At 48.0% G+C, this 16,794-nt stretch carries 10 protein-coding genes; 6 read left to right on the top strand and 4 right to left on the bottom strand.

From position 1 onward, the window contains the following. Positions 1 to 46 precede the first annotated feature (46 nt). The 3 genes from OM416_RS21270 to OM416_RS21280 all read left to right on the top strand — a co-directional run bounded on the left by OM416_RS21270 (position 47) and on the right by OM416_RS21280 (position 4,870). Positions 47 to 1,804: a sensor histidine kinase gene (locus OM416_RS21270; RefSeq protein WP_264932770.1), complete on the top strand. Its 1,758-nt coding sequence runs from the start codon at positions 47 to 49 to the stop codon at positions 1,802 to 1,804. Further along, positions 1,801 to 3,093 carry an ABC transporter substrate-binding protein gene (locus OM416_RS21275; RefSeq protein ID WP_264932771.1) on the top strand — a complete coding sequence of 431 codons (1,293 nt, stop codon included), beginning with the start codon at positions 1,801 to 1,803 and terminating at the stop codon, positions 3,091 to 3,093. Before OM416_RS21270 ends, OM416_RS21275 begins: the two co-directional genes overlap by 4 nt. A gap of 196 nt (positions 3,094 to 3,289) precedes the next feature. Next, complete coding sequence (locus OM416_RS21280) at positions 3,290 to 4,870, top strand: hypothetical protein (protein ID WP_264932772.1); 1,581 nt, start codon at positions 3,290 to 3,292, stop codon at positions 4,868 to 4,870. A gap of 52 nt (positions 4,871 to 4,922) precedes the next feature. On the opposite strand, the gene OM416_RS21285 is transcribed toward OM416_RS21280, so the two are convergent. The 3 genes from OM416_RS21285 to OM416_RS21295 form a co-directional block, all read right to left on the bottom strand. Beyond that, entirely contained in the window at positions 4,923 to 6,635 is a 1,713-nt protein-coding gene (locus OM416_RS21285) for an ABC transporter ATP-binding protein (RefSeq protein ID WP_264932773.1), read from the bottom strand. Between the two features lie 240 nt (positions 6,636 to 6,875). Continuing rightward, the gene (locus OM416_RS21290) at positions 6,876 to 7,904 is read right to left on the bottom strand and encodes an ABC transporter substrate-binding protein (RefSeq protein WP_264932774.1); all 1,029 of its coding nucleotides are present in this window, start codon (positions 7,902 to 7,904) and stop codon (positions 6,876 to 6,878) included. A 95-nt stretch (positions 7,905 to 7,999) separates the two neighbouring features. Continuing rightward, positions 8,000 to 9,661 (bottom strand): AraC family transcriptional regulator, encoded by a 1,662-nt coding sequence (locus OM416_RS21295; RefSeq protein ID WP_264932775.1) that lies wholly within the window; start codon positions 9,659 to 9,661, stop codon positions 8,000 to 8,002. 529 nt (positions 9,662 to 10,190) lie between these two features. Between OM416_RS21295 and OM416_RS21300 the strand changes: the two genes are divergently transcribed. Then, positions 10,191 to 11,180 carry a LacI family DNA-binding transcriptional regulator gene (locus OM416_RS21300; protein WP_264932776.1) on the top strand — a complete coding sequence of 330 codons (990 nt, stop codon included), beginning with the start codon at positions 10,191 to 10,193 and terminating at the stop codon, positions 11,178 to 11,180. Positions 11,181 to 11,341: 161 nt separating this feature from the next. Continuing rightward, positions 11,342 to 14,734 carry a GH36-type glycosyl hydrolase domain-containing protein gene (locus OM416_RS21305; RefSeq protein ID WP_264932777.1) on the top strand — a complete coding sequence of 1,131 codons (3,393 nt, stop codon included), beginning with the start codon at positions 11,342 to 11,344 and terminating at the stop codon, positions 14,732 to 14,734. A gap of 79 nt (positions 14,735 to 14,813) precedes the next feature. Here the strand turns inward: OM416_RS21305 and OM416_RS21310 are convergent, their stop codons facing one another. Next, a complete protein-coding gene (locus tag OM416_RS21310; protein WP_264932778.1) occupies positions 14,814 to 16,013 on the bottom strand; it encodes a methyltransferase domain-containing protein in 1,200 nt (399 codons plus the stop codon). A gap of 260 nt (positions 16,014 to 16,273) precedes the next feature. On the opposite strand from OM416_RS21310, the gene OM416_RS21315 reads away from it, so the two are divergent. Continuing rightward, a complete protein-coding gene (locus OM416_RS21315; protein WP_264932779.1) occupies positions 16,274 to 16,774 on the top strand; it encodes a GNAT family N-acetyltransferase in 501 nt (166 codons plus the stop codon). Positions 16,775 to 16,794 lie beyond the last annotated feature (20 nt).

The raw sequence follows: 16,794 nt of genomic DNA on the forward strand, positions 1-16,794 counted from the left end.
GTGATATACCTAGTAGTATCACGTGGTTCAAAGGAGCGCTTTGGTCATGACAGCCTACCGCAAACTGAGCATCAAAATGAAAATGTTTCTGATGATGTTGTTCATGATGGCGTTTATCATCATCCTCGCTTTTGGGTCCTTGTACTATACGTACTCGGTGTATGACAAACAGCTGTTTGATAAGTCGTCCCGACTGCTGAACCTTTCCTCGTCTACAGTGGATGTTGAACTTCAGAAGTTGGAAGCGTTATCATTAAACATGATCTCCGATACTCAAATTCAAAGGGCCTTGAAGTCGTTGCTGGATGACGATAGCGCATATTCAAGCTTTATTGAACGGAAGAAGATCACGGATCGGCTATGGGAGCATATAAGTGGGGCTGCACGATATGTGCAGTCCGTTCATCTGATTGATTCCAGGGGAAGAGTGAATAAATATGGCGAAACGTTAACCGTATCCCCGGAAAAATATGATCGGATGATTGAGGCTGCGGAGCAGGCCAATGGTGCAGTACGCTGGCTATACCCGGATGACGATGACCCGATGCTGGTTATGGTACGTCAAGTGCGAGCCTATGAACCGATGACCCTGGAACCGGTAGGCATACTGTTTCTGCGTATTAATATCGAGCGACTCGTTGAAGAGTATGCGGGTATTGATAGCCAGGACAGTGACATTATTTTAAAAGCAGGCAGTGATGTGGTATACCCTTATCGCCAGCTTCCAGAAGCGGTGTCCACCGGACTGAATCCACTTCCAGGCAGTGGGGGATATGAGATCAAGAATCTGGATGGGAGGGAGATATTTCTTTCCCAGAAGAAATCCGCCTACACCGGCTGGGTTTATTATAATATGGCCTCTTATGATGAAATTTTTGAACGTATTATATGGTTGAAAAATATACTGATTGTCGTCTATCTTATCGCCATTCTGGTTGTTCTCGCGCTCGGTATGGTGTTCGCACGCAGTCTGACGAGGCCGATCAGGCAACTCATCAGTCAGATGAAGGAAGTGCAGTATGGAGATCTGGAGAACATAGATGCCAATCTGATCATTCCCACACACCAGCACATGGATGAACTGGGGTTACTACAGCGTACGTATCGACTGATGATTACACATATTAATACTTTGATCAAAGAAAATTATGCAAGCCAGCTGGTCATTAAGGAAACCGAGTTCAAGGCGCTTCAGGCGCAGATCAATCCCCACTTTTTGTATAATGCGCTAGATTCAATCCATTGGCTCGCTAAAAAGAACAGGCAGGAGCAAATCTCCAGCATGGTGCTGTCACTCGGATATTTGCTGCGCTCCTCCATTAGTTTCAAGCAAAATATCATTACCATTGCGGAAGAGCTGGAGATCGTCAATCATTACATCACCATTCAGACCTACCGTTTTCGGCAGCGGCTGGATTTCCGTATGGATGTGTCTGCTTCTTATCTGGGTTGTACCATTCCCAAGTTGACCCTACAGCCACTCCTGGAGAATGCCATTCAATACGGATTGGAACCACAGGTTGGATCATGTCTGATTCGAGTGTCTGCCGAGATATCAGGTGGCAAGCTGGCCCTTATCGTGGAGGATCACGGTCCCGGCATGGAGCCCGAATATGTGGAGCAAGTGCTTCGCGGAGAAGTGAAAACCAGAGGAACAGGTATTGGCCTGCTGAATATCAGGGAGCGGGTACGTCTGGCTTTTGGCGAAGAATATGATGTACTGCTGGAGAGCAAGCCAGGGCTTGGAACGAGAGTAACGGTATTGCTGCCACCCCCATCACCATGTAAGGAGGAGAAGCTATGAGAAGATTATTGCGAACGATAGGCATGATCTGTCTTATGCTGACTCTTCCTGGCTGCGTGAACCAGCTGAATCAAAGGCCAGGCATGATTGTGGACGAAGAGCCGATAACTTTGCGCATCGCTTGGTGGGGTGGGGAGTTCCGCAACAATGCAACGATTGCCGTGATCGACCTGTATGAGAAACTGAATCCACATGTGAACATTGAGTACGAATATAGCAGTTTCAACGAATACTGGAGAAAACTTGCACCACATGCAGCAGGTAATGCGTTGCCCGACATTATTCAGATGGATATCTCCTATCTGTCCCAGTACAGTTCGTTGCAACTGTTGGAGGACATGACGCCGTACATGCAGAGTGGGCTCATCGACACGACGGATATTGAGAAGGAACAGCTGGAAAGTGGAAGCCTGAATGGGAAAACCTACGGCCTCAGTTTGGGGGTAAACGCCATGCTCAGCATCTATGATCCGGAAGTGTTGAAGGCCAATGATATTGAATTGCCAACGGATACGTGGACATGGGCGGATTTTGACCGGATGGGCGAGCAATTGTTGGGGAAAGGCATTTACCTGGGAACTTATTTTACGCCCGAACAGTTTTTCGCGTATTACTTGAGACAGTACGGTTCCAAGCTGTACGCCGAGGACGGCAAGAGATTGGGGTATGAAGATGATGGGTTGTTTATTGATTACTTTGGCAGGATGCAGCAGCTCGCGGAAAAGATGCTTATTTTTGCACCGGATATTTGGACTTCAGACATTGGCAAATCGGACAACGACCCGTTCTATCTTGGAGAGGCTTTGTTTAGCTGGGGGTATTCCAACCAATTTATCAGCACCGCTCAGCGGTATGGCAAGCCATTAACCATCTCCCCGATGCCTGGGCCAAACAGTCAGGATGGGTTATTCCTTAAGCCAGGGATGTTTTTCTCCGTGGCGGGCAATTCCAGACATAAGGAAGAGGCAGCCAAGTTCATCAGCTTTTTCGTGAATGATTTGGATGCCAATCTGCTGCTCAAAGGGGAGCGGGGTGTGCCTGTCTCATCCAGTGTCAAAGAGCGGATGAAGCTGGTGGTTGAACCAGAGCTGGCGCAGGTGTTTGATTATATTGATTGGGTTGCAGATAACAGCACTCAGATGGACCCCCCTGATCCCGTGGGTGCGCCAGAGGTCACTGCGGTATTACGTGAGTTGTATGATCTGCTGTTGTTTGGCAAAATTACGCCTGAGCAGGCGGCAAAGGATTTTCGTGAGCGGGCAAACACAATTTTGAATGGGAAGTTATAAGAATGGACTAGATCATATATGTATATAATGGGCTTGGGGCTGTTGTCGTTCACAAGCTCAACCTTCATTCTACTCGGGTGAGGGTTTTTGTTATGGAATGGTGTATATTTCCTCTAGTATAATAAAAATGGGTAGTCGTCTATCTGTAGATCAGATAGATTCTATCCATATATTATTGGATGAGGAGTGTCAGGACATGTCCATACATCAGATAGGTCACAAGGTGTCTTTTGCTGATATCAAAACGAAGTTGCCTCAGGAAAGTTGGATGTACACTCAGAATGAAGCGCACAACGGTGAATTTGAAGCCGAGGAAGTATGGTTACATTCTGGTGACCTTCATATCAGTGAACTGTTGTTGGATGAAGGACCTTTTTTGATCTTGGTTGAAGGAAATCTGACAGTGGATCGTTATATTGGAAATACAAGTTCCGACGCGGCCAGTTCAAATCTGGTTGTACTTGGGAATCTCACAACGCCCTATATGATCGTGGGTGGGCAGGAAATATATATTACAGGTAATCTCTATGTGGAGGATATGTTCTGGGGGGATTATAACCATGGAGAATTGACAGTGAGAGGGAATGTAGAAGGTGGATTGCTGGTAAGTACCGAGCAATATATGATTCAGGTTCAAGGACAGCGTAATGTGAAGCGTCAGCTTGAAGAATGGGAGGATCTCGGACCATGGCGGGGCTTTGACATGTTGGCGTTATTGGTTCCTGAATGTGTGATTGATGAAGATACAGAGCCGTTTCCTTGGCGAGAGGAAATGTTAAAGAGGCTGCAGCAAGGACGACCTGTAATCAACCGAAAGTACATTCACGCTGATGAATCAGAGCCAGATGTGCCGGATTGGTTCGAAGATCATCGTATTACCGCTGAGAACATAGAGCGTCTTACTCATCCATCTTTGTTGCCTGTAAGAGAGGAGGATGAGTTACTCAACAGCTATGAATTTTGGTTGAATGAGCAATTTTGCCGAGTATCGGTCTATGGAGATGAGCATAAGGAGGGGTATTTCCGCAGTCTTTATTTTCAGGATGACCATAACTGTGCATTGTTGCTTAAGATGGAGCCATCAAATCAAGGTTCCAACTCTCCTGATAAACATATCCTACAACCGGGTAAACCTGTCTGGATGATCTCAGGTGCATATCGTTATCTGCACAATGAGAATTCGGAATGGAACGTATTTTCGGAGAACTCACCTGCTGATATTCAGCAGTTAAGCGAGCAAGGATGGAGCACCTTGTTGCAGTCTGTATCGAATTATCAGTATGCCCGTTCCTTAATTTCGCATCAACTGATCCGTGATTTATTAGCTTTGCCGATCGTGGAGCCATATGACGATTATTATGATGACGACCGGCATGGGCTGTGGATTGGAGACTTGTATTATGCATTTCGACAAGCAGGTCAGCTGAGTGATGGTGTTCCCCAGCCAGCTATGCTACGTATTGGAAGAGAGTATAAGGATACTCAAGGGGAGACGCAGGTGGAGAAATACTATTATACCCTGCACCAACATGAGGACGGCACGGAAAGTGTGTTGATCGAATACTCGGCTCAGAAGGACGAGGATGAGGAAGAAGAACCGGTGTTGCTTGAACTTCATTATATAGGCGGCTCTCAATTACTACATGCCGTTCAATTGCTCGAACGTGGACGCCAAGTGCTCATTCAAGCAAATGAGGATTTACTGAATGGGGAGCTGCCGTACGCTGCTGAATCATTTGCGAAGCGATTCTGGAAATCAAAAGGATACCTGAAATGAATAAAACAACCTTCACCTCTAGTTCTGAGGGAAGGTTGTTTTGTCGTTGTATTTACCCAAACTGTGCTTGATGCAGACGGCTGTACGAGCCTTTACGCGCGAGCAGTTCTTCATGGCTACCTTGTTCAGCGACGCTACCGTTCTCTACGACCACGATACGATCGGCGTGTCTGATGGTCGCCAGTCGATGGGCAATCACTAATGTCGTACGTCCCTGAGCTAGTTCAGATAAGGCCAGCTGGATGGCTGCTTCCGTCTCGGTATCGAGTGCGGAGGTGGCTTCATCCAGAATGAGAATAGGTGGATTTTTCAGGATCATTCTGGCGATGGACAACCGTTGCTTTTGTCCGCCGGACAATTTTACGCCACGTTCACCAATCATGGTGTCCAGTCCGTCTGGTTGGGACTGTACCAGCTCTTCCAGTTGGGCTCGGCGAATGGCTTGCCAGATTTCTTCATCCGAAGCATTTAGCTTGCCGTATGCAATATTCTCACGAATCGTTCCGTCAAACAGGAAAATATCCTGCTGCACAATCCCGATATGGGAGCGCAGTGATTCCAGGGTCATGTCCTTCACCGGAATGCCATCGATGGAGATATGTCCTGCATCCACATCGTAGAAACGTGGGATCAGACTGCATAACGTCGTTTTACCCCCGCCCGATGGTCCAACCAGAGCCACCGTCTGGCCGGCCTGAACATCCAGATTGACCTGAGACAGCGTAGGTTTGTGTTCTCCATAAGAAAAGGTAACGTTATGGAAGGCGATATCGCCTTTCACATCCGGAATCGGTTTTGCCTGTGGTGTATCTTCTACATCAGGTACAGCCTCAAGCAACTCTAGGTAACGTCTGAATCCAGCGATGCCTTTGGGATACGTCTCGATGACAGAGTTAATCTTCTCGATCGGTCCGAGGAATACATTGGATAACATCACAAAAGCGATGAACTCCCCATAAGTCATACTTCCTTGAATAACAAACCAGGTTCCGCACACCAATACAAACAGCGATACGAATTTCATCAGGATAAAACTGAGTGAAGAGTTCCAGGCCATGATGCGGTAGGTGATTAGTTTGGTGAGTCTGAAACGTTCGTTGTTCTCAACGAAACGTCCTACTTCATGCTTTTCATTGGCAAAAGCTTGTACCACACGGATGCCGCTCACATTGTTCTCGACCCGTGCGTTATAATCGGCGATATCCGCAAACATGCGCTTGAACGCCTTGGACATTTTGCGACTGAAATACAGCGACAGGTAGATCATCAGCGGCACAATGATGAACGTCATCACAGCGAGTTGCCAGTTGATCCCCAGCATGATACCGAAAGCTCCGGCGAGTGTCATGAGGGCAATGAACAGGTCTTCGGGTCCGTGATGCGCAATCTCACCAATATCCATCAGGTCGTTGGTCATGCGGGAGACCAGGTGCCCGGTCTTATTGTTATCGAAGAAACGGAAGGACTGCTTCTGTACACGCGTGAACAGTTCTCTCCGCATATCGGATTCGATGTTAATGCCGAGCTTGTGCCCCCAATAGGTGACTGCATAATGGAAAAAGGAACTGAGCAGGTAGATGCCGAGCAATCCGGCACACGCCGCTAAGATCATGGACCAATTGCCAGCCGGAAGCAATTGATCGACCACCCGGTTCACGGCGAGTGGAAAGGCCAGCTCCAGCAGAGCGGCGGCGATCGCACAGGAAAAGTCCAAGATAAAGAGCCTTTTGTAAGGACGATAATAAGACATAAAACGGCGAAGCATATGTAAGTCCTCCTCGATATGACACAAATGCCCGATCAGGCGCATTAGGGCGTGTCTCAAAACTCGCTGAAGTGCATCTTTTACCGCCTTTTCGCCCCCTGCTGCGTCACTTTCCCTTGACGTGCCCCGGCACGCCTGCGGAAAACTTTCTTGCTTGGAACGAAAATTCGGCAAAATCTGCTTCCTTCGGAGTTTTCAGACGCGCCCTAGCCTGTCCGGACACCTGTATTCTTGCTTGTGTTATTTGCGGTTTTGCTCGGCACGTTCTACGATCATATCGGCGAATTCTTCAGCCTGACCTTGAATCGCAATCGGGTCAAAGTACCAGTAACGGTCTTCCAACAATTCGTACACCTGATTGTTTTTCACAGCCGGGAGGGATTGCCAGATAGAGTCGCCTTGATAATTTTTATTGTTCTCCCCAACGGTTAAGAAGATATGATCCCCTGCATAATCACCAACGACTTCACGCGAAATCTCTTTCCATTGGGTATCACCCATCAGTTCTTTTTTTGTGATTTCGAGTGGGGCAAGTTGCAAAGCACTGTAGACCGCTTGTCCTCCTCGACCAAAGTTGTCTCCATATCCATAATAACTCTTGTCGGATACTTCAAGGATGGAGAAGGTTTCCTCCGGTTTGATGACGGTTTTCACCTTAGCGCGAGCGGCTTCAATCCGTTCATCATATGTTTTTAGCCAAGCTTCGGCTGCTTCGGATTTGTTCATCAGCTCTCCGAATCCCCGAATTTCGTCATGTACATTGGTGAATGTACCATAAGGGATGACCACGGTAGGTGCGATTTTTTGATAACTCTCAATTTCGCTGGCCTGGTCAGAATAGGTAATGATCAGATCCGGGTTCAAGGCTATGACCTTCTCCATGGATACCGCCGCCCGATCACCGATACTCTCTATTTCGGTCACCTGATCCGCATAGAACGGGTTTTCCAAAAAATATTGAACAGCACCAACGGGTTTCACACCCAGTGCAAGCAGATCACTTACGTACATATCTGTGACGATCCGTTTCGGTTCAACCGGAATTTCAACATCCCCACTTAATGACTTGTAGATTCGTGTAGCATCCGAATTGTCTGAACCGGACGACGTGTCTGTGTTCGTTTCGGAAGAGCCGGCTGTGGTTTCTGTTCCCGTCGCCGATGTCTGTTCCGTGGCCGTCGAGCCTGTACCGCTGCTACATGCCGCCAGAATCATAATGATGGCGAGCATAAGAAGCAAGCCGGAAAAGCGTTTTTTTGCAGCAAACATATCATTGTTCCCCCTGTATATAATCAATAATGATTATTATTCTCATTAATAACATAGAGGAAGATGTGATATTTGTACATGGACAACTATGATCACTACTGCATGGACAAATATGATGTCAGGTGACGCATGATATGCTGCAACTGCTCCATGATGGACAGGGGATCGAATCCATAGAACATATCGGCATCAATCTCGTATACGCGGCCTTCACGAACCGTGGAGAGAGTACCCCAGGATTCCTGATTCAGCAGGTTATCCAGCATTTCTCGCTCGGCTGCCTCCATAGGATAAGCGATGAACATGTGATCTGCTGCATACAAGTGAATTTCGGACAACGGAACATGAACGTACCCCGTGAGTAATTGTCCATCCTGCTCCATCCGTGACGGTGGGGTGAAGCCCAGCGATTGATACAGCACATGAGAAGCTCTGCCCCAGCCATGACCATAGATATAAGCGCCGTCCTCTCCAATCATAAACATGCAAATAGCGGACCCTCGTGTCCCTTCCATCCATTGATCCAATGTATGATTCGCCTCTTGCTCAAGTTGATGATATTGATTTAACAACGTCTGTGCATTGGACTCAAGCCCTGTGATTCGGCCCAAATGAAGAAGCTGCTCCTGCCAATCGAGTTCCTCAAAAGGCATCAGAATGGTCGGTGCGATCAGACGTAGTTCATCGGAAGCGGGATGCGGTGCATAGCCGACAATGACATCGGGCTGAGCGTTTGCAATCAGATCCGTATGTTTAACTAGGTTATATTCGGAATGTTGCTCAAATGGTTCATGACCATCCTGACCATGTTCACCCCGTTTCTCTTCCATCCAGCTGGCTACGGCGCCCATGTGGGGAGTGTGGCCCAATGCCAGAAGCGAGGCCGTATAATTGTAAGTCAAAGATACAATCTTCTTTGGCATTTTTCGGTAGTGTGTTGGTGCTGATCCAACCATCTGTTTGAATTTGCGACTCAGATAGAAGGTGTCCCTGTAGCCTGTCAGTTGTGCAATTTCCTGTAGGGTAGGGTTCGCGAACAACAGATGTTCTTGAGCCATCCTGATTCTGAGACGGGTCACATATTCAACAAACGTAAGACCTGTATGCTTCTTGAACTCCCGTGAAAAATGCTCAGGACTCACATTTGCATCCCGTGCCAATTGTTCGCGGGTCAGCGGATGGGTATACATCTGATGGATATGTCTAAGCACGGCATCAAGCCAGGAGTGATCTTCATGAGCAGAATGAGCCACATGATCCCGCAAAATATCCAGTAACTCATAGAAGAGCATATGTGGCCTGAATGGACTGGAATCACGGCCTGCCGTACTGGCTTGAACTAATTCTACTGCCCTATCGGTGAGAGTACGACTCGCAATGGGAGCTGGTATCCCGAACGGCCAGAACAGCTGTTCATTTTCAGTGGAATCAAAAGCAATAGCAATGCCCTGTATTGGTGATAGTGAGCCTCGCTTGTTCTCGTGCTGAAGCAGGCTTCCGGCTTGCCGAACCACTGCGGAGCCCGCATTTAATGTCAGTTTACCCTCTGCACTGATCAGTCTGGCCTGGCCAGCAGTAATGACGTATAGTACATGAAGTGTGCTCCACATCTCATCTGTGCGGGAGAACGCCTCACGGTCATGAAGTTGCACCAGATGGCGCAGCTTGAACAGGGCATTGGGGATGGACTGAATTTTCTGCGAGGAAACGGCGCGTGACAGCGATTTTTTATGATAAATGGGCTTGGATATATTCATTGGATAACTGTCTCCTTACATAAGTCAGCAGGGGCATCTTTCGTCTCATGCCCTTGGTGTACTGGCGTAATTCTCAAATCTCGATTATTATGCAGTATATACTATAAACGAAGTAACGTGGATGGACAGATTGAACAAATCAACTTTTTCTGTGAAAAATAGATAAAGTGGTTGAAATCGCTATCAACACCGACTATAATGAAAATGTCGAAACGTTTCAATCTGGCGTTTAATGCCAGTTTCATTGTGTTAGACACGAACTGTTTATAGAGTGCAAGATTGAAAGACGTGTCATAACCATCAATTATGTATGGACTGGAACGGGATGCATTCAACCCTGTTGCCATAAGGATGGAAACAAGGATTTTTTTTGAGAACAACTCGAAACGTTTCGATTGATATCCATCGCATTGATATGTACAAAGATCAATAAACGATAATACAGGATTTAGTGGTTGTTCTAACCATGTATCGTATAAAATGTAGATAACCTTAGAATTTGTTTTAGTTTAGAAGGAGCGAACGTGGAATGGCAACGATTAAGGATGTGGCAAAGCTGGCAGGTGTAGCACTCTCGACTGCTTCCTATGCGCTGAGCGGGGATAGCAAGGTTAGTGCCAAGACCAAGGCTAAAGTGCTTGAGGCAGCACGAGAATTGAATTACCGCAAGAACGGCTTTGCCATGGACCTGAAGCGGAGCCGGACGAACACGATCGCTTTGATCCTGACAGATCTGTCGGGCCCGTATTACTCTGAGTTGATCCGCAGTGTACAGGATGTAGCCCTTGCGAACGGGTATGACCTGATTGCGTGCAGCTCCATGGGTGGACGGGATTCAACGGCAGTGCGATTTTTGCGTGAAAAAAGAGTAGACGGAGCCATCGTCCTGGCACATAACATCCAAGATGATATTCTGGTGGAATCTGCTGGTCATCGCTTTCCGATCATCGTGATGGATCGTCAGCTATCGAGTGACCATCTGGTCAACGTGCTGGTGGATGGAGAGCAAGGTGGTTACCTTGCTACCAGTCACCTGATTCAGGCAGGGCATCAGAAGATTGCTTATATCAGCGGTCCAGCCAACTCGTATGACAATGCGCTCCGATACCAAGGGTATCTGCGAGCGATGCGAGAAGCTGGACTTGAAGAAAAGTCCAAATGGCGTTTGAACGGTAACTTTGTACGTGAGGGCGGATACAGTGCAACCAAGATGATGATCATGCAGGGTGAGCTTCCCTCGGCGGTATTTTACGGTAACGATGAGATGGCGATTGGCGGCCTGAAGGCTTTGGAAGAGCGTGGCATATCGGTGCCGAATGACATTTCCGTAATCGGATTTGACGATATACAGTTGTCCGAATATGTTCGTCCACCGCTGACAACGATACGCCAGCCGAAGCATGAAGCCGGGTCGCTCGCAGGACATCTGTTATTCCAGATGCTTAATGGCGAAGCGGTAGATCCATCGTATACGTTAACGATTAATATGATCGAGCGCAGCTCTGTACGTTCGGTCTAGACCGAGTCTGAACAACAAAGACTGCCTGCATGCTGAAGTAAAAGTTCAATGATGGGGTTATCGTCCGGACGGGCTGTAAAAGGCCGGTTTGAAGAGGCCCCTATTCTTTTTCAGATTTATCGAAACGTTTCGATAATATACTAATTCAAGGAGTGAACCTTATGACAACGATGATTAATGAACCGATCCGGTTGAGTGCCGGGGAGTTATCCTTTACCTTTTTGAACAGTGGAGACCTGTACCAGGCTACATCTGGTACGACGATGTTGAACCAGTTGCTAAGTAACCAGATTGATGGATCTCTAAATAACCTGTACCTGCGTGTGCACGAAGGAGAGCAAATCAGCTCGTTCCCGCTGCTCGGTGTACGTTCGAATAGCAAGGTGATTACAAGCAAGGCTCAGTCCAGCAACCAATTGATCTGGGAAGGCACAGTCCAGCTCGAAGGCAGTGAACAAGGCATTGGTTATCAGGTCGTATTTACGGCTACACCGCAAGGTGTCTGGTTCTGGGATGTGAAACTTACAGGACAACAACATAACGTAGATGTAGTATACGGACAGGATGTAGGTTTGGCTGATCCAGGTGCGGTACGCAGCAATGAAGCTTATCTGTCACAATACATTGACCACACGGTATTTGAAGATGAAGCCAAAGGATATGTCGTTTGTTCCCGTCAAAACCAGCCTCAGGGCGGTGCATTTCCATATATGCAACAAGGTTCCCTGACCAAAGCAGTCGGTTACTCCACAGACGGATTCCAATTCTTCGGTCTGTCTTACAAGGAAACCAATCAACCAGAGAGCTTGAATCACCAGACGCTTGCGAACGAGACGTATCAGTATGAATTTGCCTACACGGCATTACAATCGGAACTGCTGAATCTGAACGGAGAAGCACAGGTAGTCTTCTATGGACTGGCGAAGCCTAATCATGCCGAAGGAATCTCTGCACTGGAATTCGGAGATGAAGTTGAAGCAGCGTGGAATGAAGTACAGGCTCTGACTGTGGAAAATGGTGACACGTTGGAACAGGTAAAACTGTCCTCCTTCCTGGGTGAACCGCTGGTTACGCTTGATCTGACGCAAGATGAGATTCATGATCTGTTCCCTGACCGTCATCAGGAAGAGCATAGCGGTGAGGAACTGTTGTCCTTCTTCACAGGCAGCTATGAGCATATCGTTCTGAAAGCAAAAGAATTGCTTGTGGAGCGTCCGCATGGTCACATTCTGATGAGTGGTGGCAACGTGCAACTTGGAGCACAGGTTATTACGACGACATCGTATATGTACGGTATTTTCAACTCACAGCTCGTTATTGGTAACACCAATTTTAATAAAATGATCAGTAATGCCCGTAATGCATTGAACGTGCCGAAGACGGCGGGACAACGCATTTATGTGGAAATGGACGGACAATATCGTCTGCTGACGATGCCTTCCCTGTTCGAGATTGGCTTCAACTATGTACGTTGGATCTACAAAACCGAATCCGATACGATCATCGTGACCAACTATACAGGGGCACATACTACGGAAGTAAGCATGAATGTGCGCTCCACAAGTGGCACGGCATACCGTTACCTGGTAACAAACCAGATTACGATGAATGTGAATGAGTACGAATATCCGCTGCATATGACGCAGGATGGCGATACTTTGATCTTCAAGGCTGATCCACAAGCGATTAGTGCAGGAACGTACCCAGATCTGCAATACCGCATGTCGGTGGATGGCGCAGCTGTAAATGTAGGGGACGAAACGCTGCTGGCAAGTGGTATCCGCAGTGGTTCCGCATCACTGGTTACGCTTAGTCTGGAAGCAAGTGCTGAATGGACGCTGAAGGTACAAGGGGTATTGGAAGGCCAAGCGGACAGCGGAGTGGTAGCAGGTTCAAGCCTGACATTTGAAGAGGAAGTGCAGGCATACCGCGAGTTCTTCGCAGGTGTGATGAACGGGTTCCGTTTGTCCCGTGGCGAAGGTCAGAGTGCAGAGGATCTGTTCAAAGTAAATGCGCTGGCTTGGTGGTACACCCACAACATGCTGGTTCACTACTCTGTGCCTCACGGTTTGGAGCAGTATGGCGGCGCGGCTTGGGGTACACGTGATGTGTGCCAAGGTCCGGTGGAGTACTTTATGGCAACGCAAAAATATGAGCAAGTTCGCGATATCATCAAGATGGTTTATACTCACCAATATGAAGATGATGGCAACTGGCCACAATGGTTCATGTTTGATAAATACTTTGCGATTCAACAGGAAGAAAGTCATGGCGATATCATCGTATGGCCTTTGAAAGTATTGGCGGACTACCTGACAGCGACTCGCGACTATGCGATTCTGGATGAGAAAGTACCTTATACCGTCAAGCATAGCTTCGGGTTCACGGAAGAGACGTCAACTGTATTAGATCACGCGAAAAAAGAGATCGAATATATCCGTTCGCACTTCCTGCATGATACGTTCCTGTCTTCCTACGGCGATGGCGACTGGGATGATACACTCCAACCAGCCAATGCACAGCTGAAGCAATACATGGTGAGCAGTTGGACGGTGGCATTGACGTATCAGTCCGTGAACGTGCTCTCGCAAGCGCTGAAATTCAAGGATGCGGACTTTGCACAGGAGCTTGACGTGCTGGCTCAAGGCATCCGTGAGGACTTTAACCGTTACATGCTGGGCACAGATGTGATTCCAGGCTTTGTATACATGGAAGAAGCCGACCAAGCGAAGCTGATGCTTCACCCAACGGACATAGAGACAGGCATTCAATATCGTCTGCTGCCAATGACGCGCAGCATGATCGGTGAGTTGCTGAATGCGGAGCAAGCAGAATCGCATTATGCATTGATCCGTGAGCAGTTCCTGTGCCCAGATGGCGTGCGTCTGATGAATCGTCCAGCTCAATATGCTGGTGGTGTAAGCACACACTTCAAGCGTGCAGAGCAAGCGTCTAACTTCGGACGTGAGATTGGTTTGCAATATGTACACGCCCATATCCGTTATGTGGAAGCGATGGCGAAGCTCGGCAAGACAGATCAGGTGTGGAATGGTCTCGCGATGATCAACCCGGTTGGCATCGGCGAGGTTGTGCCTAACGCGGAGATTCGCCAAGCGAACTCGTACTTCAGTAGTTCGGACGGCAAGTTCAATACACGTTACGAGGCACAGGAGCATTTTGACCAACTCCGTAAAGGTACTGTACAGGTGAAAGGCGGATGGAGAATCTATTCCAGCGGCCCTGGAATCTACATGAACCAGCTGATCTCCAACGCGCTTGGCATTCGTCAAGAAGGTGGCGATCTGGTCATTGACCCGGTGTTGCCAGCCGAGCTGAATGGCATGCAATTCGAATTCGAGTATGCGGGAGAGCCAGTGACGTTCATCTATCACTTGAATGAAGGTGCTGTGAGCCGTGTAGCGGTGAATGGCAAGGATATTCGTACTGAGCGTACAGCAAACCGTTACCGTCAGGGCGGTGTAAGCATCTCGCTTGATGAGTTCAGACAAGCACGTAGTGCGACTGAGCGTACGGTTGTTGATATTTATATGTAATTTCGTAGCATGATGTATACCAAGGTCATCCTCCTTTATTCAAGGCGGGATGGCCTTTTTGGCATATGCTCATGAAAGCTCACCGCAGTGGAACAGCCAACAACGTATGTAACAGCTCATTATGCCGAACATGCTTTGTTACGTAGCCCTGTTGCTCCAACCAGCCGCATAGCTCATCGAGCAGAGGGAAGTGACGCTCGCGCAAGGCGTTCAGTTGTTCTTGGTGTCCTGTGGTTTCGGCCTGCCGAATATAGGAATCACGGTGAGTCGCATCAACAAACATCAGATCGGTTAGACCGATACGTCCGCGCGAGGTTAATACCCGCTGCATCTCCTGTAAGGCCAGTCCTTGCTGGTCTGGACTCAGATGATGGAAGGCAAAGCTGGACACAACAAAGTCGAAGGAATGATCGGTAAAAGGCAGCGCCAGAAAATTACCAAGCTTCACATTCATCTCGGGATATTTGTTGCGACATCTACGCAGCATCTCCCGGGACTGATCGATAGCGGTCATGTCTGCGCCGTGCTGTAGCAGTTTCCCAGCCAGATTACCTGTGCCTGTACCAATATCAAGTCCTTTCTCACCTGGGGCGGGAGAGATCCATTGAACTGTCTGTTCGAGCCCCTCATCATAGTTGTGATACAGATAAAAGGTAGACTGCACCACATCCTTGGATTCGCTCAGCGTGGAATGACCTGCATTATGGTGTGGGTGTGGAACTTCAAGCTCATCGCTTATGGGAAAGGCTTCATCCGAAGAATGCCTGTCCTCTGAAATGAATTGTCCAGTACTGACGTTGTCCGCTGCCTGCACTCGTTGATCGTGGATAGCTGCCTGCGTATCATAATTCCACCGATCATGCCAGTTCTGCCGTGCTTCACGCAGGCGACGCGCACTGTCTGCCAGGTCGTGCAGATGGCTGACATCCAGTGGACCATCCTGACGATTCAGGTCAATCATGCGCTGGGTTGTATCCATCATACGTTTCAACTCAATCCACTGGGCATACATGACGGCCTGTTGCAGCTCCAGATATTCTTCTAGCCGTTGCTGGTTCCCCTGATCAATCTCTCCGAGCGCGTGTGTTATATCCTGCAGGGACATGCCAATCTCACGTAGCGCAGCAATGGTCTGAAGCCGCCAGATATCATTTTCGGTATAGGTACGATACCCGTTATTGGACTGTTTGGCGGGTACAATTAATCCTTTTTCCTCATAAAAACGAATGGCTCTCGCCGATATACCAAGCCTGCTTGCTGCCTCTTTGATATTCATCATGCATCCCCTCCTTATCGAACCAGTATAAACCATGACGTTACGGCAAGGTTAAGTGTTTATCTCATTTTGCGAAAAGGTTCAATACCGAGTGGAATTTTAGTCAAAGCTGAGGCTATGCTACAATATATAGAACAAAGAAATCTAAACAGTGAAGCGAACGAACGATATATTCTAAGTTTCTTAACAATCTTAATTTTCTAAACTTCCCCGACGTTGTAACGTACAGCGTTTTCGACTATAGCACGAAAGGTTGAATCATTATGCTTACCAGCCATACATTTACGATTCGTCCATCCGAAATCAAGGATGCAGCTCAGCTAATGGAGTTGGACACCTTGGTATGGGACAAATACACCTCTCCTGCACCGATGCAATGGCGCTCCAGACAGCAATATCTGCAGCATTGTCCGCCAGGCAGCCAATTGATTGCGGTGCAGGGAGAGCGGGTATGTGGTTATGTGGGCTTTCAACCAGCCACAGGTATGCCCGTCAACCGTCATGTCTACGAGATTCATATTGCGGTTCATCCTCATGATCGGCGTTGTGGCATTGCTACAGCGTTGATGGATGCCATCAAGCAGCATGCGATCGAACAAGGCGTTCGCAAGCTCAGGCTGCGCGTGCTCTCCAGCAATCCAGGAGCGATTACGTTCTATACACAGTGTGGATTTGTGACGGAAGGCAGATTGGTATCCGAGTTTTATATCGGCGGCAAGTATGTGGACGATATTCTTATGGGTTATTTTATCCAGACCAAATAGAAACATAGCTGACTGAGGAG

Origin of the sequence: Paenibacillus sp. LS1, assembly GCF_026013365.1 — a bacterium.
GTDB lineage: Bacteria > Bacillota > Bacilli > Paenibacillales > Paenibacillaceae > Paenibacillus.

Coding starts and splice junctions, on each gene's coding strand:
- OM416_RS21275 (WP_264932771.1), top strand. CDS start 1,801: ATGAGAAGATTATTGCGAACGATAGGCATGATCTGTCTTATGCTGACT.
- OM416_RS21315 (WP_264932779.1), top strand. CDS start 16,274: ATGCTTACCAGCCATACATTTACGATTCGTCCATCCGAAATCAAGGAT.
- OM416_RS21285 (WP_264932773.1), bottom strand. CDS start 6,635: ATGCTTCGCCGTTTTATGTCTTATTATCGTCCTTACAAAAGGCTCTTT.
- OM416_RS21310 (WP_264932778.1), bottom strand. CDS start 16,013: ATGATGAATATCAAAGAGGCAGCAAGCAGGCTTGGTATATCGGCGAGA.
- OM416_RS21305 (WP_264932777.1), top strand. CDS start 11,342: ATGACAACGATGATTAATGAACCGATCCGGTTGAGTGCCGGGGAGTTA.
- OM416_RS21295 (WP_264932775.1), bottom strand. CDS start 9,661: ATGAATATATCCAAGCCCATTTATCATAAAAAATCGCTGTCACGCGCC.
- OM416_RS21300 (WP_264932776.1), top strand. CDS start 10,191: ATGGCAACGATTAAGGATGTGGCAAAGCTGGCAGGTGTAGCACTCTCG.
- OM416_RS21280 (WP_264932772.1), top strand. CDS start 3,290: ATGTCCATACATCAGATAGGTCACAAGGTGTCTTTTGCTGATATCAAA.
- OM416_RS21290 (WP_264932774.1), bottom strand. CDS start 7,904: ATGTTTGCTGCAAAAAAACGCTTTTCCGGCTTGCTTCTTATGCTCGCC.
- OM416_RS21270 (WP_264932770.1), top strand. CDS start 47: ATGACAGCCTACCGCAAACTGAGCATCAAAATGAAAATGTTTCTGATG.